Raw genomic sequence first — 23,219 nt, 5'->3', positions numbered from 1 at the left:
AGCCATGCGGCATGTGGAGTTGAAGGACGGCGCCGACCTGGATGGCTTCCGCCGTGCGCTGCGCGGGCTGGTCGCGCTCGGCGCCGATCCGGACGGGGTGGTGTGGAGCGGCGGGGCGGCGCCGTCGCTGTTCGGGACCGCTCCCGGAACCGGGACGGCGCCCCTGCCGGCGCCCTTGCCGGTGGACGCACCGCCGGTTCCGCTGCCCCGTCCGGTGGGGGCGCTGATCGAAAGCGTGGTCTGCCACCGCGATCCGGAGCGCTATGGCCTGCTGCACCGGCTGGTCTGCCGGGTGGTGCGGGGGGAGCGCGACATCCTCGACCACCATGCCGATCCGCTGGTCCACCGGCTGGCGCTGCTGGACAAGGCGGTGCGGCGCGACCTGCACAAGATGCACGCCTTCCTGCGCTTCCGCGAGGTTCGGGATCCGGCCAACTCCGAAGATCGGGGCGGGGAGCGCTACGTCGCGTGGTTCGAGCCCGACAATTTCATCGTCGAGGCGACCGCCCCCTTCTTCGTCGAGCGCTTCGAGAGCCTGGTCTGGACGATCCTGACGCCGGTCGGCTCGCTGCATTGGGACCGGCGCTCGCTGACGGTCGGGCCGGCGGCTTTGAGGCCGGAGGGGCTCGACCGCGACGACCGCTTCGCCGAGGGCTGGCAGCGCTATTACGAGAGCACCTTCAATCCCGCACGGGTGAACCCGACGGCGATGCGGGCGGAGATGCCGCGGAAATACTGGGCCAATTTGCCGGAGGCGGCGGCCATTCCCGGAATGATCCGCGGCGCCCCTGCCCGCGTCCAGGCGATGATCGAGGCGGAGGCGGCAGCGCCCCGCCGCCGCAACCCCGACAAGGCCGTCGCCGCCATGGCCCGGCAGGAGCCGGCGACGCTGGCCGAGCTGAACCGCATCATCCGGGCGGCGGACCCGCTGGTACCGGGAGCGACGCAGGCCGTGCTGGGCGAGGGGCCGGAGGGGGCCGCCATCGCCATCGTCGGCGAGCAGCCCGGCGACCACGAGGATGTGGAAGGCCGCCCCTTCGTCGGTCCGGCCGGGCAGTTGCTGAGCCGCGCGCTGGAGGAGGCCGGGATCGAGCGCGATGCCGCCTACCTGACCAACGCGGTGAAGCATTTCAAGTTCGTCGCCCGCGGCAAGCGCCGCCTGCACCAGTCGCCGACCGCCGGCGAGGTGAAGCATTACCGCTGGTGGCTGATGAAGGAGCTGGGCTTCGTCCGCCCGCGTCTGGTTGTGACGCTGGGCGCCACCGCGGCCCTCGCGCTGAGCGGACGCAGCGTCTCGGTTCTGCGGGAACGCGGGCCGATGGGGTTCGGCGATTGGGAGGGCTTCGTCACCGTCCACCCGTCCTACCTGCTGCGCCTGCCGGCAGGGGAGGGGGCGGAACAGGCCTATCGCGACTTCGTCGCCGACCTGCGGCGGGCACGGGGGATGGTGGAGTGGGCGGGTTGACGGCACCCGATGGTATGATCAAGTATTCCAGGGAGAGCTGTCATGGCGGAGATCGAGCGTCTGACCATCACCTTGCCGGCCGCCATGGCTGCGGCCGTGAAGGGAGCCGTTTCCGGCGGCGATTATGCGTCGAGCAGTGAGGTCATCCGCGAGGCTCTGCGCGACTGGGCGGTGAAGCGCGCCCTGCAACGCCAGGAATTCGCATCGCTGAAGGCGGACATCGACCGGGGCATGGCCGATCTGGCCGAAGGACGCCTGACGGACTTCGATGCCGAACGGATCGCCGAACGGGGGAAAGCATTATCCGCCCGCTCCCGCTCCGCCTGACCGAGGCGGCGGAAGCCGACCTTGTCGAACTCTGGGCCCATGTGGCGGCGGAGTCGTCCGAAACGGTGGCGACCAGTTTCATCCGGGCCATCGAAGCCAGCCTTCAGCCTCTGAGTCACTTCCCTTTATGGGGGCCGCCCGCAACGGGTTGGCTCCCGGTCTGCGGGTGACCTTCCACCCGTGCCTACGCCATCTATTATCGGCCGCTGCCGGATGCGGTGGCGATCGTCCGCGTCCTTCATGGCGCGCGTGACGCTGCGGCACTCGCCGTCCGTGGCGGATTTGAGGAGTAGGGAACGGGAGATGGTGGATGGGGCGGGTTGAACGGTCCCGCCCCGGTATCGCTGCAGGTCAGGCGGCGCGGATGCCGCTCAGGAAGGTTTCGACCTCCTGCCGCAGCAGTTCCGACTGGCGCGCCAGTTCGCCCGAGGCACCCAGAACCTGACTGGCCGCCGCACCGGTCTGAGCCGCCGCCTCGCTGACGCCGCCGATGTTGGCGCTGACTGACGCGGTGCCGCTGGAGGCCTCCTGAACGTTGCGGGCGATCTCGGCCGTTGCCGCGCCCTGCTCCTCGATGGCGGAGGCGATGGAGGTGGCGACCTCGCTGATCGTCGCGATGGTCCGGCTGATGCCGTTGATCGCCTGGGCCGCCCCGTTGGTGGCGCCCTGCATCGAGGCGATCTGGGAGCCGATGTCCTCGGTCGCCTTGGCGGTCTGGGTGGCGAGGTTCTTCACCTCCGACGCCACGACGGCGAAGCCCTTGCCAGCCTCGCCAGCACGCGCCGCCTCGATGGTGGCGTTCAGCGCCAGCAGGTTGGTCTGGCTGGCGATATTGCTGATCATCTGCACGATCTCGCCGATCCGCTGCGCCTGCTCGACCAGCCCCTGGACCTGGACGTTGGTCTGCTGCGCCTCGCCCACCGCCTGGTCGGCGATGGCGGTGGAGCGTGACACCTGTCCGCTGATCTCGGTGATGGAGGAGGTCAGCTCCTCCGTCGCCGCCGCGACGGCCTGGACGTTGGACGAGGCCTCGGCCGCCGTTCCGGCCGCGGCCGATGCGCGCGCATTGGTCTGGTCGGCGATGCCCGACATGCTGTGCGCCGTCTGGCTCAGCTCGGTGGCGGCAGACGACAGCGTGCGCAGGATATCGCTCACGGTCGCTTCGAAATGGCGGACCAGCCGTTCGACCTCCGCGGTGCGCCGCTCCTTGGCGGCGCGATCCGCCGCCTGCTCCGCCTCCAGCCGGTCGGCGGTCTGCAGCGCGTCGCGGAAGGTGACGACCGCGGTGGCCATGGCGCCGACCTCGTCATTGCGCGCTGCGTCGGACAGGTCGACGCCATAGTCCTTGTGCGCCAAGCGTCCCATGCTTGCCGTCAGCCGGGCCAGCGGCTCCACGACACTGCGGCGGGCGATCAGCAGCGACAGCAGGGCGCCGGCGAGGATACCGATCAGCCCTACCGCCGCCACGACCGTCCTCACGAAGCTCTCGGCCTCCTCCACCTCGTCGGTGAGTTGGGCGATCCGCTCCGTCCCCGTTTCGATGATGGGATCGGTCATGGCCGAAGCCGCCCGCTCGCTTTTGCGCAGCTCACCGCGGAACAGGGCAGCGGCAGCCTCGCGCTGACCCGCCAGGGCGAGGTCGCGCGTTCCGGTCAGCGCCTCCATGACCTTGATCTGCAGAGGACCGGTCTGGCCGGCGGCCGGATTGCCCGACGCGACGAGAAGCCGGTCGAGCCGGCGGTTCTTTTCCGCCATTTCTTCGATGCGTGCACCGAACCGCTCGCCGATGGCCGCCTGGGTCGCGGCGTCTTCCGAAATCAGGTTCAGGGCGTCGCGCTGCAGGGAGCGGCTGATCGACCGCAGTTCCGACGCGGTCAGGACCATCCGGTCCATCTGGATGAGGGCCTGGTTGGCGGAGGCGATGCGGTTCAGCCCCCATACGGAAGTGCCGCCGATGGCGACCGAAACGGTGGAGAGCACCAGGACCGGCAGCAGGATCTTGCTGGAAAGTTTCATCGCACTCTCGTGGGGAGCGGAACGGGCGGCCGGAAGGTCGCTCTGCCGGCGCAATGAAAACGAATTGCCACGGTCGCGTTAACAAATAGCAATACGGGGATATGCAATGCATAGGGGAAATCACCAATTGCCCGAAAACAACAAATTCAATTGGCGAATATGGGGACTGCTCTTTTCCCTCTGCTTTCTTATTCCCCCTCAATCCCGATCCTGGATGCCAAACCGAGGCGTCATCCGGGAAAAGAGAAAGGGCGGCTTGGAGCCGCCCTTGGAGATCGCCATGGGCACAAGGATCAGATCACCTCGCGCCGCCGCAACTCCCCGATCACCTGGGCGACCATCGCGTCGGTGCCCTGTTCGGCGCCCTTCAGCGTGATCTCCGGCGCGTCCGGCGGCTCGTAGGCACTGTCGATGCCGGTGAAGTGCGGGAGCTGGCCGGCGCGGGCCTTCTTATAGAGTCCCTTGGGGTCGCGGGCCTCGCAGACCTCCAGCGGCGTGTCCATGAAGATCTCCAGGAACTCGCCGTCCTGCACCAGGGAGCGCGCCATCCGGCGCTCCTCGCGGAAGGGGGAGATGAAGCTGACCAGCACGATCAGCCCGGCGTCCACCATCAGCTTCGACACTTCGGCGACCCGGCGGATGTTCTCCACCCGGTCCTCGTCGGTGAAGCCCAGATCCCGGTTCAGCCCGTGGCGGACATTGTCGCCGTCGAGGATCATGGTGCGGCGGCCGAGACGGTGCAGCTCCTGCTCCAGCCGGTCGGCAACGCTGGACTTGCCGGAGCCGGACAGGCCGGTGAACCACAGCACGCAGGGCTTCTGCAGGCTGCCCGCCCGCGCCGCCTTGTCCAGCTTCGAGGCGTGGCGGTGGATGTTCGACGCCCGGCGCAGGGGGAAGCGGATCATGCCGCAGCCGGCGGTGGCGTTGGTCAGCCGGTCGATCAGGATGAAGCTTCCGGTCTCGCGGCTGTCGGCATAGGCGTCGAACGGGATCGGCCGGTCGAGCGCCAGATTGCAGAAGCCGACGTCGTTGAGATCCAGGTGCTTGGCGGCGGCATGCTCCTGGGTGTTGACGTTGATGGCGTGCTTCAGCTCGGTCACCTGGGCGCCGACCGTCGCCGTGCCGGCGCGCAGCAGGTAGGAGCGGCCGGGCAGCAGCGGCTGTTCGTCCATCCACACCACATGCGCCGCGAACTGGTCGGCCACCTCCGGCCGGCCGGCGGCGGCGACGATCATGTCGCCGCGGCTGGCGTCGACCTCGTCGGCCAGCACCAGCGTGACCGCCTGTCCGGGCAGCGCCGTCTCCAGATCGCCGTCCATGGTGACGATCCGCGCCACCCGGCTGGTCCGCCCGCCGGGCAGGATGGCGACCTCATCGCCGGTGCAGAGCGCGCCGCCGGCCACCGTGCCGCAGAAGCCGCGGAAATCCTGGTTCGGCCGGTTGACCCACTGCACCGCCATGCGGAAGGAGCCGAGCTTTTCTTCCGCCGCGGCGTCGACGCTCTCCAGATGGCCGAGCAGGGTGGGGCCGCCGTACCAGACCATGTGCTCCGACGGCCTGGTGACGTTGTCGCCGGTCAGCGCCGAGACCGGGATGCAGGTGACCTCGTCGATGCCGATGCGCTGGGCGAAGACGCGGTAGTCGGCGGCGATCCGCTCGAAGGTCTCGCGGCTCCAGCCGACGGCGTCCATCTTGTTGACCGCCAGCACGACATGGCGGACGCCGAGCAGCGAGACGATGGTGCTGTGGCGCCGGGTCTGGGTCAGCACGCCCTTGCGCGCATCGACCAGCAGGACCGCGGCGTCGGCGGTCGAGGCGCCGGTGACCATGTTGCGGGTGTATTGCTCGTGGCCCGGCGTGTCGGCGACGATGAACTTGCGGCGGTCGGTGGTGAAGAAGCGGTAGGCGACATCGATGGTGATGCCCTGCTCGCGCTCCGCCGCCAGCCCGTCGACCAGCAGGGCAAGGTCGAGCCGGCCGGCGCCGGTGGTGCCGAAGCGGCCGGAGTCCGCCTCCAGGCTGGCCAGCTGGTCCTCGAACAGGCATTTGCAGTCGTAGAGCAGCCGGCCGATCAGCGTCGACTTGCCGTCGTCGACCGAGCCGCAGGTGATGAAGCGTAGCAGGTCCTTGCCGTTCTGGCGGGCCAGATACGCCTGCACCTCGGTTGCGGCATCCGCGGGAGCGGTGGCGGGGTCGAGATCCGTCAGCATCAGAAGTAGCCTTCCTGCTTCTTCGCTTCCATCGAGGCGGCGGCGTCCTGGTCGATCACCCGGCCCTGCCGTTCCGAACCGGTGGACAGCAGCATCTCGCGGATGATCTCGGGCAGGGTGGCGGCGGTGCTGCGCACGGCCCCGGTCAGCGGATAGCAGCCGAGCGTGCGGAAGCGCACCCAGGCCATCTCCGGCACCTCGCCGGGTCTCAGCGGCAGCCGGTCGTCGTCGACCATGATCAGGGTGCCGTCGCGCTCCACCACCGGGCGCGGCTTGGCGAAATAGAGCGGCACCACCGGGATGGCCTCCTGGTGGATGTATTGCCAGATGTCCAGCTCGGTCCAGTTCGACAGCGGGAAGACGCGGATGCTCTCGCCCTTGTGGATGCGGCCCTGGTAGAGGCTCCACAGCTCCGGCCGCTGGTTCTTCGGTTCCCAGCGGTGGGAGGATGTCCGGAAGGAGAAGATGCGCTCCTTGGCGCGGCTCTTCTCCTCGTCGCGGCGCGCCCCGCCGAAGGCGGCGTCGAAGCCGTGGGCGTCGAGCGCCTGTTTCAGCGCCTGCGTCTTCATCACGTCGGTGTGGACGGCCGAACCATGGCTGACCGGGCCGATGCCCTGGCGCACGCCGTCCCGGTTGATGTGGACCATCAGGTCCAGCCCGAGATCCCGCGCCATGCGGTCGCGGAACTCGATCATCTCCCGGAATTTCCAGGTCGTGTCGACATGCAGCAGCGGGAAGGGCGGCTTCGACGGGTAGAAGGCCTTCATCGCCAGATGCAGCAGGACCGAGCTGTCCTTGCCCACCGAATAGAGCATGACCGGCTTGTGGAACTGGGCCGCCACCTCGCGCATGATGTGGATGCTCTCCGCCTCCAGCCTTTGCAGGTGGGTGAGGCGGGCCGGCGTGGTCAGGATGGCGGGCAAGCTGGCCTCGGAGCCGGTGACGGACCCGGAGCCGGAAATCTCCCTGGCCGCGGGGCGGATGTCGAGAAGCGGATCAAGAAGCATAGCCGGCCTTCTTCTGCATGTCTCCAGCCACGGCGTCGAACAGGGCCTGACGCTTGCGCGACCATTGGATCGGGCGCTTCGACGGGTCGAAACCTTCGGGTTTGCTGACGGGGGTCCAGCTGACCTCGCCGTTGCTGCGCGAGGCGCGAGACGATCCCAGGATGGGAAGGTCGCCGATCCGCTCGAACGGATAGCGGCCCTCGTCCAGATCCAGGAAACGCATGAGGTCGCGGGCCGTGCCGTCGGGGGCGGCCACCGCGTCTTCGAAACGGACCAGCCGGCAGGCGTCGGCGCTCATCCGGCTCTGCGCCTCCAGCGCCGCCTCGGTGCCGAAGCTCCATTCCCGGCAGACGTCGGCAAAGGTCCGGCCCAGGAAGCGCAGCGGCCAGGTGTCGATGGTGGACTGCACGGCGCGGCGGCCGTCGCGCAGCACGATCAGGCAGCGTTCCGCCGGGAACAGGTAGGGGAAATAGCGCATCATCCGGGTGTGGGGCGACTTGATCACCACCGTCTTGCCGGCCGGGAAGTCGGCTTCGATCCGGCGCAGGAAGCCGTTCACCATATAGCAGAAGGTTTCCAGATCGCTCAACGACTCCCGGTTGCGCCGGTAAAGACGCAGGAAGCGCCCCTCGTAGGTCCGCGCATCCTCCACCGTGTTGAGGAAGGGAAGCTCGCGGATGCCATAGGGATTGACCAGCACGTCGGGATGCAGTTCCAGCAGGCTCTGGAGATAGTTGGTGCCGCTGCGCGGCATCACGCCGTGCAGGAAGACGATGCGGGGGGCCGGCGCCAAAGCTGGCGCCAGGGCGGGCGCATCGGACGCCATCCCACGGACGGATCGGGCGACCGACCGCAGATGGCGGGCGTTCTCCTCGGTGAACCAGGGATCGAAGAAGGCCGATCTTTCGGTGCTTGGAAGTCGAAGAAGCCGTTTTCCAACGAACCCGATCTCTTTTTGAAAACGATGAACCGTACCGTCACCAAAGTGGTGTCTTAACGACGTGGCATAATGATCGGCTGCCAGGGTCTTTCCATTCCAAAACACAACAGCCTCCTTTTGCGTCGCCGCGTCTCCGGACGATCCGTCTTTTCCGTGACCTCGGCAATCGGTGCGTCTTTCCTGAAAATCGGCCAAGCGCCCTCTCTCAAGGCTAGTTATGGTCCTGCCGGATAAGCTTTTTTAGCTCTAATCCGGATCTAACCCCATGGGCTTACAAATATACGGATGCAATCCTCAATGGTGGACCGAAGTCTACGTGGAAACCACATGAGAAGGCATGTCTCTATCTTTACAATAGAGAAGTCGCGCTTGATCGATACTCGTCATTTACTGATACGTACCGGGCGGGAACGTCATGCTTTATCTGTGGAATTAGCCCGTACAGCACGAAAAACTCGAATGTTTATTTAATTGTTTTCCTTCGTGATAACGAAAATTCCTGGGCTATTTCACTACCTATCCGATCTTTCAGGTAAACGAGGGAAACCGAAGGTCTGTTCCTCCACCCGCTCTTTTTCGGGAGCGCCCGCCCCTTCGACGCCCTTCCGCCACCCCTCCGGCCGGGCCGATGCTTTCGCTTGAACGCCGCCGGAGCGGGGGTTATGGTCGGCCGGCCGCAGACGGGGAATACTTTAAATTGTTTAACTCTCAGTCGGGGAACCCTACGGTAGCGGGTTTCGGCGCCGGTCCCTTTGCCCTTTTCCAGACCGCCTGGCATCACAGGTCGCTGATCCTGCGGCTGGCCCGGCGGGAGATCGACGCCCGGTACCGCGGGTCCGTGCTGGGCATCGTCTGGGCGGTGCTGAACCCGATCCTGATGCTGGCGGTCTACACCTTCGTCTTCTCGGTGGTGTTCCAGGCCCGCTGGGGGGCGACGGGTGGAAGCAACACGGAATTCGCCCTGCTGCTGTTCTCCGGCCTGATCCTGTTCAACGTGCTGGGCGAATGCCTGAGCCGGGCGCCCGGCCTCCTGCTGGAGAATGTCAGCTACATCAAGAAGGTGGTCTTCCCGCTGGAGATCCTGCCGCTGGTGTCGCTGGCGGTGGCATTGTTCAACGCCGGCATCGGCTTCGTCATCCTGGTGGTCTTCCATCTGATGGTGGCCGGGCTGCCACCGCTGACGGCGCTGCTGCTGCCGCTGGTGCTGGTGCCCTTGTGCCTGACCACGCTGGGTCTCAGCTGGTTCTTCGCCGCCGCCGGCGTCTTCCTGCGCGACCTGCGGCAGGTGGTGGGGGTGGCCGTCACGGTTCTGATGTTCCTCAGCCCGATCTTCTATCCGATGACCGCGATCCCCGAGCGCTTCCGCGCCGTCCTGCACCTCAATCCGATGACCGCGATCCTGGAGCAGTCGAAGGACCTGCTGTTCTGGGGCCGCGTCCCGTCGCCGGTCGACTGGGGTCTGGCGACGCTGGGCGCCTGGGTGGTGGCGTGGCTCGGCTATCTCTGGTTCATGAAGACCCGCCGGGGGTTCGCCGATGTCGTCTGAGACCGATACCCCCACGAAGGCTCCCACCGCCGACACCCCTGTCGTCATCCGCGCCGAGGGGCTGGGCAAGGCCTACGCCATCTTCAAACGCCCGCAGGACCGGCTGAAGCAGATGCTGGTGCGCGGCCGGCGCAAATATTACGACGAGTACTGGGCGCTGCGCGGCGTCGACCTGGAGGTCCGCCGCGGCGAGACGGTCGGGCTGATCGGCCGCAACGGTTCGGGCAAGTCGACCTTTCTCCAGCTGCTCTGCGGCACGCTGACGCCGACCTCCGGCCGCATCGCGGTCGACGGGCGCATCGCGGCGCTGCTGGAGCTGGGCGCCGGCTTCAACCCGGAATTCACCGGCCGCGAGAACGTCTATCTCGCCGCCTCGGTGCTGGGCCTGTCGAACGCGCAGATCGCCGAGCGCTATGAGTCCATCGCCGAGTTCGCGGGCATCGGCGACTTCATCGAACAGCCGGTGAAGCTCTATTCCAGCGGCATGTACGCCCGCCTCGCCTTCGCGGTGGCGGCCCATGTCGACGCCGACATCATGATCGTCGACGAGATCCTGGCGGTCGGCGACGCCTCCTTCACCCAGAAATGCATGCGCTTCATCCACCGCTTCAAGGAGCGCGGCACCCTGTTCTTCGTGTCGCACGACACCGGACAGGTGGTGAACCTCTGCGACCGGGTGGTGTGGCTGGACAACGGGTCGGTGCGGGCGATCGGCCCGGCCAAGGAGGTCTGCCACGACTATCTGGCGGCGCTCTACAGCGACCAGGACACCTCGCGCGGCTTCCGCATCGGCGGGGCGCGCCAGGCGCTGCCCCAGGCCAGGCGCGAGGAGCCGGTGGAGGACGCCCGCGCCGAGCTGCTGAAGGGCTCGCAGCTCCGCAACGCCATCGAGCTGTTCGACTTCAACGACAGCGGCCCCTGGTTCGGCAACCGCGGCGCCACCATCGTCAACGTCTCGATCCTGGATGCCGAGGAGCAGCCGCTCAGTGTGCTGGAGGGCGGCGAGGTCATCGTGCTGAAGGTGGATTGCCGGGCCGACCAGCAGGTCTACCGCCCGATCGTCGGCTTCTACGTGAAGGACAAGCTGGGCCAGAACCTGTTCGGCGACAACACCTTCCTCAGCTACCAGCTCGACCCCGTCACCATCCCGGCCGGCCAGGACTTCGCCGCCCGCTTCCGCTTCCAGATGCCCTACCTGCCCAGCGGCGACTTCTCCATCACCGTGGCGCTCGCCGAGGGCACGCAGGAGGACCACGTCCAGCACCATTGGGTCGAGGACGCGCTGTTCTTCAAGGTCCATGCCAGCCACGTCGTGCGCGGGCTGGTCGGCATGCCGATGCTGGCGATCACCCTGGAAGCGGAGGGGGCGTCGGCACCCCAGGCAACCTCCCAACCGGCCCCCGCGACAAAATAGCGACAGGCTGCGGATCCCCCCGGACTGAGGCAGGAAAACCGCAGTTCCGGGCATTGTTGGGCACCGCAAAGCGGGCTCCGGACAGCGGCTTGCATTCCGGCTTGGTGTCAGCGTATGTGTGTCGGCGGCTGTGACGGGACCGTCCGCCGGGCCTGAAACGGTGCCCCGATGGACCGCTCCCCGCCGCGAAGCCAGGCAGAAGAAGAGGCACAGGTGGATTCGTTTTTGAAGGACCAGGGATCGGACGCTCTCCGTCGCATCTGCCGGCCGATCACGCTCCTGACCCCGGATCTCGTCACGGCGCCGGCCTCCTGGCTCGGCCATGTCCCCTTCGCCTTCTGGATCGTCGAGGCGCTCCGCCCGGACAGCCTGGTGGAGCTGGGAACGCACACCGGCAACTCCTATGCCGCCTTCTGCCAGGCGGTCCGCCATGTCGGGCTGCCGACCTCCTGCTACGCCGTCGACACCTGGGCCGGCGACCCGCAGGCCGGCTTCTACGGCGACGACATCTACAACACGCTCGCCGCCTACCATGACCCGCGCTATGCCGGCTTCTCGCGCCTGCTGCGGATGACCTTCGACGACGCGCTGCTCCATTTCGCCGACGGCAGCGTCGACCTGCTGCACATCGACGGGCTGCACACCTACGAGGCGGTGCGCCACGATTTCGAGACGTGGCTGCCGAAGATGAGCCGCCGCGGCGTGGTGCTGTTCCACGACATCAACGTGCGCAAGGACGATTTCGGCGTCTGGCGCCTGTGGGACGAGATCACCCGCGTCCGTCCGTCCTTCAGCTTCCAGCATTCCAACGGCCTTGGCGTGCTGGGCGTCGGCGAGGATCTGCCGGATGCGGTGCGCGAGCTGTTCGCCGTGCAGAAGGCCGGCGGCGAGGGGCTGCGGGCCGTCCGCAACTGGTTCGACCGGCTGGGCGACGCCGCCATCGAGACCGAGACCATCCAGCGCCTGGAAGAGCAGGAAAAGCACCTGCGCACCGAGGTGGCGATGGTCCGCAAGGTGCTGGACGACCAGATCGCCCACAGCGGCGAGCTGAAGGAGATGGTCGAGACTCGCGACCGCGACATCGCCGTCATCCAGGGCTGGCTGCGCGACCATCAGGCCGAGATCGAGCGTCAGCACGCCATCCGCCTGGAAGAGGACGCCGCCCACAACCGGACCATCGCCGACCGGGACCGCGACATCGCCGCTCTCCAGCAGGACATCGCCATCCTGAACCGGGAGGTCACCGGCCGCGAACAGGCCATCGCCCATCTGCACGGCGTGGTGGCCAGCCGCGACCAGCACATCCACAGCCTGGTCAATTCCACCTCCTGGAAGCTGTCGGCGCCGGTGCGCAAGCTGGGCCGCCTGACCCAGAAGGCCGGCCGCTTCTACCGCCGCCGCCTGCACAGCATCACGCTGGAGCCGCTGCACGACGTGGTGCCGAGCCCGCAGGGCGGCTACGAGGCGACCGGCAGCGACCCCGCCTTCCTGCTGCGGTCGGACCGCGGCCGGCTGCCCGGCCACTGGTGCGTGATCTCCTACCGGGTGGTCCGCGCCTCGGCCCCGCTGGTGCCGGTGATCTATGTCGACGACGGCAACGGCTTCGACGAGCGGACGATGATCCGCCTGCCGGTCGACACGGTGGGCGAGTTCCGCCAGCTGGCCCTGCTGCCGCAGACGGTCAAGGCGCTGCGCTTCGACCCGGCCACCCGGCCGGTGTCCTTCGAGATCGCCGACTTCACCATCCGCGAGATCGGCAAGACCAACATCCTGCTCGACTATGTCCGGCAGAACCAGCCGGCGCGCGTGCTGGACTATCTGCGCCGCCATGGCTGGCAGGCGACCAAGCAGCGCGTCCTGCAGGAACTGCAGCCGAACCGCTGGTCGGCCGACTACAAGTCGTGGGTGCGGATGTACGACACCCTGACGCCGGAGGACGCGGCGGCGATCAAGGCCGACATCGCCCGCCTGCCGGCGCGCCCGCGCTTCTCCGTCGTCATGCCGGTCTACAACACGCCGGAGACCTACCTGCGCGAGGCGCTGGACTCCGTGCTGGCCCAGTTCTATCCGGACTGGGAGCTGTGCATCGCCGACGACGCCTCCACCGCCCCGCATGTGCAGACGGTGCTGGCCGAGTACAAGGCGCGCGACAACCGGATCAAGCTGGTCCGGCGCGAGACCAACGGCCACATCTCCGCCGCCAGCAACAGCGCGCTGGATCTGGCGACCGGCGATTTCGTGGCGCTGATGGACCATGACGACCGGCTGCCGCCGCACGCCCTCTATGCGGTCGCCGCCGAGCTGGCGCTCCATCCCGACACCGACATCCTCTATTCCGACGAGGACAAGATCGATGCGGAGGGCGAGCGCTACGACCCGCATTTCAAGTCCGGCTTCAATCTGGACCTGCTGCACGGCCAGAACATGGTCAATCACCTGGGCGTCTTCCGCCGCTCGCTGATCGAGCAGGCCGGGCGCTTCCGCCTGGGCTTCGAGGGCAGCCAGGACTATGACCTGACGCTGCGCGCGGTCGAGGCGACGGAACCGGCGCGCATCCGCCACATCCCGGCGATCCTCTACCACTGGCGCGTCTTCCCCGAATCCGCGGCCTTCTCCACGGTCGAGCTGCCGCGCGCCACCGCCGCCGCCCACAAGGCGCTGACCGAGCATTTCCAGCGCCGCGGCGTCGACGCCACGGTGGAGACCTCGCCGTCGACCGCCCGCTTCACCCGCATCCGCTACGCCCTGCCGGCGAAGCTGCCGCGGGTGTCGCTGATCGTGCCGACGCGCGACAAGGTGGATCTGCTGAAGGGCTGCGTCGACGGGCTGCTGCACCGCACCGACTATCCGGACCTTGAGATCCTGATCGTCGACAACAACAGCGAGGAAGCGGCGACCTTCGCCTATTTCGACACGCTGAAGGACGAGCCGCGGGTGCGGGTGCTGACCTACAAGGCGCCCTTCAACTACTCCTCGATCAACAACTTCGCCGCCGCCGAGGCGACCGGCGAGGTGCTGGGCCTGATCAACAACGACATCGAGGTGATGGAGCCGGGCTGGCTGGCCGAGATGGTCTCCCACGCCCTGCGGCCGGAGGTCGGCGCCGTCGGCGCCAAGCTCTACTACGCCGACGGCACCATCCAGCATGCCGGCGTCGTCACCGGCATCTGCGGCGTGGCCGGCCATGTCCACAAGGGCCTGACCCGCGACGCCTACGGCTATTTCAGCCGGGCCCAGCTGACCCAGGACCTGTCCTGCGTCACCGCCGCCTGCCTGATCCTGCGCAAGGAGATCTTCGACGAGGTCGGCGGGCTGAACTCCGAGAAGCTGGCCGTCGCCTTCAACGACGTCGATTTCTGCCTGCGCATCCGCGAGAAGGGCTATCTGGTCGTCTGGACGCCGTTCGCCGAGCTGTACCATCTGGAATCGGCCTCGCGCGGGCCGGACACCGCGCCCGACAAGGTCAAGCGCTTCATGGGCGAGGTGGCCTACATGCAGGAGCGCTGGGGCGACAGCCTGCTGGAAGACCCCTACTACAACCCGAACCTGACGCTGGACGCCGAGAATTTCGGGCTGGCCTTCCCGCCGCGCACGGTCAAGCCCTGGCTGCGCAAATCCTGCCCCGAGCTGCGCAAAGAGCGCCTGAAGGAAAGCATCTGAGCCATGGACGTCGTCTCCCTCGACATTCCCGACGTTAAGATCATCCGTCCGAAGAAGTTCGGCGACCATCGCGGCTTCTTCTCGGAAACCTACACCAAGAAGACGTTCGAGGCGGCCGGGCTGCACTACGACTTCGTCCAGGACAACCAGTCGCTGTCGGCCGAGGTCGGCACCATCCGCGGCCTGCATTTCCAGCTGCCGCCGTTTGCCCAGGACAAGCTGGTGCGGGTGGTGCGCGGCGCCATCCTGGACGTGGCGGTCGACATCCGGAAGGGCTCCCCCACCTTCGGCCGGCATGTCAGCGCGGTGATCAGCGCGGCGGAGTGGAACCAGATCCTGGTGCCGATCGGCTTCGCCCACGGCTTCTGCACGCTGGAGCCGGACACCGAGGTCATCTACAAGGTGACCAACTATTATTCGCCCGAGCATGACCGCGGCCTCTTGTGGAACGACCCGGACCTCGGCATCGACTGGCCGGTGTCGGCGGACAAGGCACGGCTGTCGGACAAGGACCACAAGCATCCGACCCTGGCGCAGCTGACCGACCTGTTCTGACGGCGGCTCCCGGTTGGCGGCTCCGGGTTCGGGGCACTCAAAGCTTTTGCACAACGGGGGCCGCGGGCGGCCCCGCTTCTCGGCGGTAAGGTGGTTTGATGACGCGCATTCTCGTCACCGGCGGCGCCGGTTTCATCGGTTCGGCGGTGGTCCGCCAGCTTCTCGCCGAAACCGACGCCTTCGTCGTCAATGTCGACAAGCTGACCTATGCGGCCAACCTGTCCTCCCTGCCGGGGGCCGAGGGCAATCCGCGCTACGCCTTCGAGAAGGTCGACATCTGCGACGCCGCCGAGCTGCGGCGTGTGTTCGACACCCACCAGCCCGACGCGGTGATGCATCTGGCCGCCGAATCCCATGTCGACCGCTCCATCGACGGGCCGGGCGAGTTCATCCAGACCAACGTGGTCGGCACCTTCCGCCTGCTGGAAGCGGCGCGCGGCTACTGGTCGGCCCTGCCGGCCGACCGCAAGGAGAGCTTCCGCTTCCACCACATCTCGACCGACGAGGTGTTCGGCACGCTGGGCGACGACGGCTTCTTCACCGAGACCACCGCCTACAGCCCCAACTCGCCCTATTCGGCCAGCAAGGCGTCGAGCGACCATCTGGTCCGCGCCTGGCACGAGACCTACGGGCTGCCGGTGGTGCTGACCAACTGCTCCAACAATTACGGCCCCTACCATTTCCCGGAGAAGCTGATCCCGCTGATGATCCTGAAGGGTCTGGCGGGCGAGAAGCTGCCGGTCTACGGCAAGGGCGACAACATCCGCGACTGGCTCTATGTCGAGGACCATGCCCGCGCGCTGCGGCTGGTTCTGGAGAAGGGCAAGGTCGGCGAGAGCTACAACATCGGCGGCCACAACGAGCGCACCAACCTGGAGGTCGTCCGCGCCATCTGCGCGCATCTCGACGAGATGGACCCGGCCGGCGCGCCGCACGACCGCCTGATCAGCTTCGTCACCGACCGCCCCGGCCATGACAAGCGCTATGCCATCGACGCCGGCAAGATCGAGCGCGAGCTGGGCTGGACCCCGCAGGAGACCTTCGAGAGCGGCCTGCGCAAGACGGTCGCCTGGTATCTGGAGAACCGCGAGTGGTGGCAGGCCATCCTCAACGGCTCCTACCAGGGCGAGCGGCTCGGCCTGACCGATGAGGGAGCGGCGTCGTGAAGGTTCCCATGAAAGTCCTGGTTCTCGGCAGCAACGGCCAGCTCGGCTTCGAGCTGATGCGCGCCAACTGGGCGCCGGGCACCGATGTGGTCGGCCTGCCCTATCCCGAGTTCGACGTGACCCGGCCGGGCGACGTGGAAAAGGCGGTCGCCGCCCACGCGCCGGACCTGCTGGTCAACGCCACCGCCCACACCGCCGTCGACAAGGCCGAGAGCGAGGTCGACCTGTCCTTCGCGATCAACCGCGACGGGCCGGGCGCCATGGCGGCGGCCTGTGCCGCGCGCGGCATCCCCTTCATCCATGTGTCGACCGATTACGTGTTCGACGGGACGAAGGACGGCATCTACACCGAGGACGACCCGATCAACCCGCTGGGCGTCTATGGCGCCAGCAAGGCGGCGGGCGAAGAGGCGGTGCGGGCGGCGACGCCTGAACATGTCATCCTGCGCACCTCCTGGGTCTACAGCGCCTACGGCAACAACTTCGTCAAGACGATGCTGCGCTTCGGCAAGGAGCGCGAGGAGATGCGGGTGGTCGCCGACCAGCACGGCTCGCCCACCGCCGCCGCCGACCTCGCCGCCGCCATCGTGCAGATCGCCGGGACGATTGAGAAGACAGGCGCCGCGGCTTGGGGCACCTACCATCTGACCGGCAGCGGCTATACCACCTGGCACGATTTCGCCGAGCACATCTTCCGGCGGCTGGAAGAGCGCACCGGCAAGCGGCCGCGCCTGTCCGCCATCGGCACGGCCGACTACCCGACCCCGGCGCGCCGCCCGGCCAATTCGCGGCTGGACTGTTCCCGCGCCAGGGAACGTCTCGGCGTCTCCTGCCCGCCGTGGCAGGAGAGCGTCGACCGCGTGATCGACGAGCTGTTCACCAACCCGCCGCAGGCGTGAGGACGAAGACCATGAAGGGCATCATCCTGGCCGGCGGGTCCGGCACCCGCCTCTACCCGGTGACGCGGGCGATCAGCAAGCAGCTGCTGCCGATCTACGACAAGCCGATGATCTATTTCCCGCTCAGCACCCTGATGCTGGCGGGCATCCGCGACATCCTGATCATCACCACGCCGCACGACCAGCCGCTGTTCCAGACGGTGCTGGGCGACGGGGCGCAGTGGGGCCTGAACCTGACCTACGCGATCCAGCCCTCGCCCGACGGGCTGGCCCAGGCCTTCATCATCGGCCGCGAGTTCGTCGGCAACGACAGTTGCGCGCTGGTCCTCGGCGACAACATCTTCTACGGCCACGGCCTGACCAACATCCTGCGCGCCGCCGGCGAGAAGACCGAGGGCGCCAGCGTCTTCGCCTATGCCGTGCGCGACCCCGAACGCTACGGCGTGGTGGAGTTCGACGGCGAAGGCCGGGCGCTGAGCATCGAGGAGAAGCCGGTCGCCCCGCGCTCCAAATGGGCGGTGACCGGGCTTTACTTCTACGACAACGACGTGCTGGACATCGCCGCCGCGGTGAAGCCGTCGGCGCGCGGCGAGCTGGAGATCACCTCGGTCAACGCCGCCTATCTCGATCTCGGCAAACTGTCGGTCGAGCAGATGGGCCGCGGCTATGGCTGGTTCGACACCGGCACCCACGACAGCCTGCTGGAGGCGGCGGAGTTCGTCCGCACCATCCAGCACCGCCAGGGCCTGCAGATCGCCTGCCCGGAGGAGATCGCCTACACCTCCGGCTGGATCGACGCCGAGCAGGTCCGCCGTCTGGCCGAGCCGCTGAAGAAGAACGACTACGGGCGCTATCTGCTCGGGCTGCTGGGCTAGAATCAGGCGACTCCCCGCACCCACAGCCAAGACAGGAAGGCAGCCTTGCCGGCTCTCACCAACCGAAAGCGTGTTCTCGTCACCGGCGGCGCCGGCTTCCTGGGCTCGCACCTGTGCGAGCGGCTGCTGGCGGCCGGCAACGACGTGCTGTGCGTCGACAACTTCTTCACCGGCAGCCGCGACAACGTCCTGCACCTGCTGGACAACCCGCATTTCGAGCTGATGCGCCACGACGTGACGTTTCCGCTCTATGTCGAGGTGGACGAGATCTACAACCTCGCCTGCCCGGCCTCGCCGATCCATTACCAGCACGACCCCGTCCAGACGACCAAGACCAGCGTGCACGGCGCCATCAACATGCTGGGGCTGGCCAAGCGGGTGGGTGCCAGGATCATGCAGGCCTCGACCTCGGAGGTCTACGGCGACCCGGCGGTGCATCCGCAGCCCGAGGAATATTGGGGCAACGTGAACACCATCGGCCCGCGCGCCTGCTACGACGAGGGCAAGCGCTGCGCCGAGACGCTGTTCTTCGACTATCACCGCCAGCACAAGCTGGACATCAAGGTGATCCGCATCTTCAACACCTACGGCCCGCGCATGCACCCCAACGACGGGCGCGTGGTGTCGAACTTCATCATCCAGGCGCTGAAGGGCGAGCCGATCACCATCTACGGCAACGGCCAGCAGACGCGGTCCTTCTGCTATGTCGACGACCTGATCGAAGGCTTCCTGCGCTTCATGGACACGCCGGCCGGCGTCACCGGCCCGATCAATCTGGGCAACCCGGGCGAGTTCACCATGCTGGAGCTGGCGGAGAAGGTGATCCGCCTGACCCGCTCGGCCTCGACGATCGAACACATGCCGTTGCCGCAGGACGACCCCAAGCAGCGCCGCCCCGACATCGCCAAGGCCCGCGCCATGATGCAGTGGGAGCCGGCCGTGCCGCTGGACGAGGGGCTGGACCGCACCATCGCCTATTTCCGCGGGCGGTTCTTCAGCTGAGGGTGGCTTTCCCTCTCCCGCCCCGGGAGAGGGAATTTTCGCTCCTACCGGACCAGCCGCTCCTCCCAGGCAAGCGCCGAGGCGACGATGGTTTCCAGATCGGCGTGGCGCGGGGTCCAGTCCAGGGTGCGGCCGATGCGCTCGACGCCCGCCACCAGGGCCGGCGGATCGCCGGCGCGGCGCGGACCGATGCGCATCGGCAGCGGCTTGCCGGTCACCCGCTCCACCATCGCCAGCACCTCGCGCACCGAATAGCCGCGGCCGTAGCCGCAGTTCATCACCTCCGAGGCGCCACCCGCCTCCAGATGACGGAGTGCGGCGACATGGGCGTCGGCGAGGTCGCTGACATGGATGTAGTCGCGCACGCAGGTGCCGTCCGCCGTGTCGTAGTCGTCGCCGTAGATCTGCAGCTCCGCCCGCTGGCCGGTGACGGTCTGGGCGGCGATCTTGATCAGGTGGGTGGCGACCTTCGACACCTGGCCGGAACGGCCCTGCGGATCGGCGCCGGCGACGTTGAAATAGCGCAGCGCGACGTATCGCAGATCGTGCGCCGCCGCGGTGTCGCGCAGCATCCACTCCGTCATCAGCTTGGAGGAGCCGTAGGGGTTGATCGGCTTGGTCGGCGTCTGTTCGTCGATGGGCAGCCGCTCCGGCATGCCGTAGACGGCGGCGGTGGAGGAGAAGATGAAGCGGCCGATCCCGGCCTCGACGCAGGCCTCCACCAGGGCGTGGCTCTTCACCGTGTTGTTGCGGTAGTAGGCGAGCGGCCGCTCCACCGAGTCCGGCACGACGATGCTGCCGGCGAAATGCATCACGGTGCCGATGCCGTGGCGGGCGAAGGTTTCGGCCAGCAGGGCCTTGTCGCCGACGTCGCCCTCGACCAGCGGCACCCCATCGGGCAGGGCCGAGCGCCGGCCGGTGGAGAGATCGTCCAGCACCACGACGGCGCGTCCCTGGTCGCGCAGGGCCAGCACCACATGGGAGCCGATATAGCCGGCGCCGCCGGTCACCAGCACGGTCGCGTTGTCGCTCGTGGTCATGTCCGCTCTTCGTCTTCGATTGGGGTCGATTGGGGCAGAGTCGGAAGATAGTCGCCCGCCCATGCTGCACTGCGGGCTTTTCCGCCGAGCGGGCGACATCATTCGAACGGCCTCCAACGCCCCGGTCAGCCCCGATGGGCAGCCGGATGGAGAGCGGGGGGCGCTAGTCGAGGTAGTAGCGCAGGATGACCGTCCGCTGGACCACCAGGATGCTGACGATGGGGAAGAGCCAGACCATCCAGGTCAGGCCGCGCTCCAGCACGCCCGTCATGCCGGCAGACCAGTGGCCGGCAGACCAGCCACCGGAAGACCAGCCGGCTCCCGCCTCCTGCCGCCCGCTGGCAAAGGCCAGCGGCAGCAGGGCCGCCAGCGGCAGGAAATAGCGCCCCTGCACGCCGTCGACCCACAGCTGGCCGACCGGCGTCCACACCATGTAGAGCGCCCCGAACAGCAGCGCCCCGGTCGCCAGCACGACGGCCACGGTCACCGCCGAGGCCCGCGCCGGCACACCGGAATACCAGTCCACCGCCCGGCGGCCGAGCAGCAGCGGCAGGAAGGACAGCAGCAGGACCAGATAGGCGGCGGCGTAATAGGGCCTGGGCAGCCGGGTATCGACCCAGCCGAGAATGCCGACGAACTGCTGGTAATACTCGTCGCCCCAGACCTGGAAGGTCTTCACGGCGATGGTGAGGACGGCAAGCGGGTTGTCGAGCAGGAAGCGGAGCTGGCCCATGGCGTCGGTCGGGGCATCCTGGCGGATCAGCGGCGTCTGCACGGCGAGCGCCATCCACACCGCCCAGCCGACGGCGGCGGCCAGCGAGGCGGCGACCGCGAGGCGCTTCACCGCCGCCCGCTCGGCCGGGACCGCCAGCGGCATCAGGCAGAGCAGGGCGTAGGGCTGCTTGGTCATGCCCACCAGGGCGAAGCAGACCGCACTGGCCCAGACCTCCGCGCTGCGCAGCGGCCGGCCTTCGCACAGCGCCCGGGCCAGGAAGGCGATTCCGAGTGCCGTGACGGTGATGACCAGCCCGTCCTGGCTCATCGAGGCGTAGAGCGAGACCGACATCGGCAGCAGCAGCACGGCGAACAGCGGCAGATGCGCCCGGCCGGCCAGCAGCAGGGCGAAGAAGCCGACGGCGATGCAGGTCAGCGCGTTGGCCGCCCGCGCCAGATACAGCGTCTGCACCACCGGCAGGTCGATGGCCTTGCCGACCGCGATGGCGGCAGCCTGCGGCAGGTAGAAGAAGGGCGGGTAGGGGGCGGTGTTCTCTGCCGCGACGTTGAAGACCCGGCCGTCCCAGCGGGCGGTGAAGGATTTGGCGAAATCCTCCAGATTGGCCCTCTCGTCCGGCTTGAAGGGGACGTGGTGGAAGGGGAAATAGGCCTCGATGATCGCGACGTCGGAGGGGCCGCCCGCCGCGATCCGCCCGTCGGTCTGGACCTTGGCGGCCACCCAGAAGCCGTGGGTGATCATGTTGGCCCGGTAGATGTGGGCGGGCTCGTCGGCGGTCTGGAAGGGCGGCAGGCTCCAGACCAGAAAGAATGCCGAGATGGTTGCCAGAACGGCAAAGAGGAACGGACCTATCCGCTGCATCACCAGACCTGTCGCTGAAGGGGCTGACGGGTGGGTACCCCATCCGCCGGACAGGCGCCACCTGGAAACTCCGGCTTGGCAGGAGGGACGGAGCGGCCTTTACGGCTCGCGGATGCTTTCGTCCAGCGCGCGGATGACGGGGTAGAGGAAGTAGGACAGGACCGACCGGGTGCCGACGCGGATTTCAGCCGAGGCGACCATGCCGGGGCTGAGCAGCGTGCCGGCGGGCACCCCTTCCAGCCGGGTGTCGGTCAGGCGGATGCGGGTGCGGAAGACGGCGCCAGCGACCGGACGGGGGCCGTCCGGGTTGATGGCGGCGGCGCCCTGGGCGCCTGAGGGATCGTGGGTGAAGGCGTCGGCGCTGATGGTGCGGATCTCGCCGGGCAGGGTGCCGTGGCGCTGGAAGGGGAAGGCGTCCAGCTTCACCCGCACGAAATCGCCGACGCGGACCAGTCCGATGTCGCGCGACGGGATCTCCGCCTCCACCTCCAGCGGCACGTCGGCGGGGACCAGGGTGACCAGCGGCTCGGCCTCGCGGATGACGGAGCCGACGGAGCGCTTGGCCACCTCCAGCACCACCGCGTCGACCGGGGCGGTCAGGGTGACCAGCGAGCGGCGGCGCTCGGCCTTGGCGATCTGCTCGACCAGCGTGGCCCGCTGGCGGGTCTGCTCCACCAGCTCCTCCGCCGTCTTGCGGCGCCATTCGTCGACGAAGGCGGCGCGATCGGCCTGGACGCCGCGCAGCTCGTGCGCGCTCGCCTGCTCGCGATCCTGGAGGGCGGTCAGCTCGTCGCGCATGCGCAGCCGCTCGACCCGCGCCTCGAGCCAGGTCAGGCGGGACCCGGTCTGGCGTTCCTGAAGCTGGCGGCGGATGTCCTCCACCTCGCCCACCACGGCGAGGCGTTCGGCAAGCCCGGCCTGGGCGCGGCGGCCGGCGGCGATGGCGCTGTCCAGCTGCCCGGCCTTCTCGTCGAGCGAGGCGAGACGGGAGCGGTATTCGGCGCGGCGGCGCTCCAGGATGGCGGCCTGAACCGCGGCATCGGGGTTGCTGGCGGGGGTGTAGTCGCCGCCGTCCAGCTCGGCGCGCAGCCGGCCGATCTGCGCCTCGACGCTGGCGAGCTTGGCGGTCAGGTCGGCCAGATCCGCCGCGGCGAAGGTGGGGTCGAGCGTCGCCAGCCGGTCGCCGGCCCGCACCCGGTCGCCGACCTGCACGTCGACACCGCGCACCACCGCGGTCTCCAGCGGCTGGGCCACCACCAGCGGCGCCGTGGTCACCAGCCGGCCGCCGGCGGTGACGATGCGGTCGACCTGGGCAAAGCCGGCCCACAGCACCAGCGCCACCAGCAGCCCGGCCAGCACATAGAGGGTGGAGCGCGCCGCCCGCGGGAGCGGCGCATGTTCGATGGCCGCCCCGTCCGGCAGATAGTCCAGCGCGAAGCCCGGCGGCGGTGCCGACGGGGCGGGCAGGGCGGCACGGGGGCCCGGGTCTTATACAAATCTCCG

General features: G+C 68.1%; 18 protein-coding genes. 11 read left to right on the top strand and 7 right to left on the bottom strand.

Translation table 11 applies throughout. The annotated features are described in order from the left end of the window. The first annotated feature begins 4 nt into the window (after positions 1 to 4). From GBZ48_RS32155 to GBZ48_RS37115, 3 genes are read left to right on the top strand one after another with little or no spacing between them, the layout of a single operon-like run. Positions 5 to 1,465: a UdgX family uracil-DNA binding protein gene (locus GBZ48_RS32155; protein ID WP_174474732.1), complete on the top strand. Its 1,461-nt coding sequence runs from the start codon at positions 5 to 7 to the stop codon at positions 1,463 to 1,465. A 42-nt stretch (positions 1,466 to 1,507) separates the two neighbouring features. Next, on the top strand, positions 1,508 to 1,792 hold the full coding sequence (locus GBZ48_RS32150) for a ribbon-helix-helix domain-containing protein (protein WP_174474731.1): 285 nt from the start codon (positions 1,508 to 1,510) through the stop codon (positions 1,790 to 1,792). Positions 1,793 to 1,833: 41 nt separating this feature from the next. Then, positions 1,834 to 1,962, top strand: a complete 129-nt coding sequence (locus tag GBZ48_RS37115) for a hypothetical protein (protein WP_425486032.1) — start codon at positions 1,834 to 1,836, stop codon at positions 1,960 to 1,962. A gap of 181 nt (positions 1,963 to 2,143) precedes the next feature. Here GBZ48_RS37115 and GBZ48_RS32140 read toward each other — a convergent pair whose 3' ends face one another. The 4 genes from GBZ48_RS32140 to GBZ48_RS32125 all read right to left on the bottom strand — a co-directional run bounded on the left by GBZ48_RS32140 (position 2,144) and on the right by GBZ48_RS32125 (position 7,851). Next, the gene (locus tag GBZ48_RS32140) at positions 2,144 to 3,808 is read right to left on the bottom strand and encodes a methyl-accepting chemotaxis protein (protein WP_174474730.1); all 1,665 of its coding nucleotides are present in this window, start codon (positions 3,806 to 3,808) and stop codon (positions 2,144 to 2,146) included. A gap of 293 nt (positions 3,809 to 4,101) precedes the next feature. Continuing rightward, on the bottom strand, positions 4,102 to 6,018 hold the full coding sequence (cysN, locus tag GBZ48_RS32135; protein ID WP_174474729.1) for a sulfate adenylyltransferase subunit CysN: 1,917 nt from the start codon (positions 6,016 to 6,018) through the stop codon (positions 4,102 to 4,104). After that, on the bottom strand, positions 6,018 to 7,025 hold the full coding sequence (gene cysD, locus GBZ48_RS32130) for a sulfate adenylyltransferase subunit CysD (RefSeq protein ID WP_281362516.1): 1,008 nt from the start codon (positions 7,023 to 7,025) through the stop codon (positions 6,018 to 6,020). The genes cysN and cysD overlap by 1 nt, the downstream gene beginning before the upstream one ends. Beyond that, positions 7,015 to 7,851 (bottom strand): sulfotransferase family protein, encoded by an 837-nt coding sequence (locus GBZ48_RS32125; protein WP_174474728.1) that lies wholly within the window; start codon positions 7,849 to 7,851, stop codon positions 7,015 to 7,017. Before GBZ48_RS32125 ends, cysD begins: the two co-directional genes overlap by 11 nt. Before the next feature lie 811 nt (positions 7,852 to 8,662). Between GBZ48_RS32125 and GBZ48_RS32120 the strand changes: the two genes are divergently transcribed. From GBZ48_RS32120 to GBZ48_RS32085, 8 genes are all read left to right on the top strand, one after another. Further along, positions 8,663 to 9,511, top strand: a complete 849-nt coding sequence (locus GBZ48_RS32120; protein ID WP_209798312.1) for an ABC transporter permease — start codon at positions 8,663 to 8,665, stop codon at positions 9,509 to 9,511. After that, positions 9,501 to 10,925: an ABC transporter ATP-binding protein gene (locus GBZ48_RS32115; protein ID WP_209798311.1), complete on the top strand. Its 1,425-nt coding sequence runs from the start codon at positions 9,501 to 9,503 to the stop codon at positions 10,923 to 10,925. Before GBZ48_RS32120 ends, GBZ48_RS32115 begins: the two co-directional genes overlap by 11 nt. Before the next feature lie 213 nt (positions 10,926 to 11,138). Next, positions 11,139 to 14,585, top strand: a complete 3,447-nt coding sequence (locus tag GBZ48_RS32110) for a glycosyltransferase (protein ID WP_343049755.1) — start codon at positions 11,139 to 11,141, stop codon at positions 14,583 to 14,585. A gap of 3 nt (positions 14,586 to 14,588) precedes the next feature. Then, positions 14,589 to 15,140 (top strand): dTDP-4-dehydrorhamnose 3,5-epimerase, encoded by a 552-nt coding sequence (gene rfbC, locus GBZ48_RS32105; protein ID WP_174474726.1) that lies wholly within the window; start codon positions 14,589 to 14,591, stop codon positions 15,138 to 15,140. Positions 15,141 to 15,238: 98 nt separating this feature from the next. After that, positions 15,239 to 16,306: a dTDP-glucose 4,6-dehydratase gene (gene rfbB / locus GBZ48_RS32100; protein ID WP_174474725.1), complete on the top strand. Its 1,068-nt coding sequence runs from the start codon at positions 15,239 to 15,241 to the stop codon at positions 16,304 to 16,306. Between the two features lie 8 nt (positions 16,307 to 16,314). After that, a complete protein-coding gene (gene rfbD / locus GBZ48_RS32095) occupies positions 16,315 to 17,205 on the top strand; it encodes a dTDP-4-dehydrorhamnose reductase (RefSeq protein WP_174474724.1) in 891 nt (296 codons plus the stop codon). Positions 17,206 to 17,216: 11 nt separating this feature from the next. After that, positions 17,217 to 18,080 (top strand): glucose-1-phosphate thymidylyltransferase RfbA, encoded by an 864-nt coding sequence (gene rfbA / locus GBZ48_RS32090; protein WP_174474723.1) that lies wholly within the window; start codon positions 17,217 to 17,219, stop codon positions 18,078 to 18,080. A 45-nt stretch (positions 18,081 to 18,125) separates the two neighbouring features. Next, a complete protein-coding gene (locus GBZ48_RS32085; RefSeq protein WP_174474722.1) occupies positions 18,126 to 19,082 on the top strand; it encodes a UDP-glucuronic acid decarboxylase family protein in 957 nt (318 codons plus the stop codon). Positions 19,083 to 19,126: 44 nt separating this feature from the next. On the opposite strand, the gene galE is transcribed toward GBZ48_RS32085, so the two are convergent. The 3 genes from galE to GBZ48_RS32070 all read right to left on the bottom strand — a co-directional run bounded on the left by galE (position 19,127) and on the right by GBZ48_RS32070 (position 23,120). Then, a complete protein-coding gene (gene galE / locus GBZ48_RS32080; protein WP_174474721.1) occupies positions 19,127 to 20,122 on the bottom strand; it encodes a UDP-glucose 4-epimerase GalE in 996 nt (331 codons plus the stop codon). Positions 20,123 to 20,285: 163 nt separating this feature from the next. After that, positions 20,286 to 21,716: a DUF2142 domain-containing protein gene (locus GBZ48_RS32075; RefSeq protein WP_174474720.1), complete on the bottom strand. Its 1,431-nt coding sequence runs from the start codon at positions 21,714 to 21,716 to the stop codon at positions 20,286 to 20,288. A gap of 99 nt (positions 21,717 to 21,815) precedes the next feature. Next, positions 21,816 to 23,120 carry an HlyD family type I secretion periplasmic adaptor subunit gene (locus GBZ48_RS32070; RefSeq protein WP_425486033.1) on the bottom strand — a complete coding sequence of 435 codons (1,305 nt, stop codon included), beginning with the start codon at positions 23,118 to 23,120 and terminating at the stop codon, positions 21,816 to 21,818. Positions 23,121 to 23,219: the final 99 nt, after the last annotated feature.

Origin of the sequence: Azospirillum melinis (assembly GCF_013340935.1) — a bacterium.
Classification (GTDB): Bacteria; Pseudomonadota; Alphaproteobacteria; order Azospirillales; family Azospirillaceae; genus Azospirillum; species Azospirillum melinis.
This window is presented reverse-complemented; position numbering and strand designations above follow the sequence as displayed.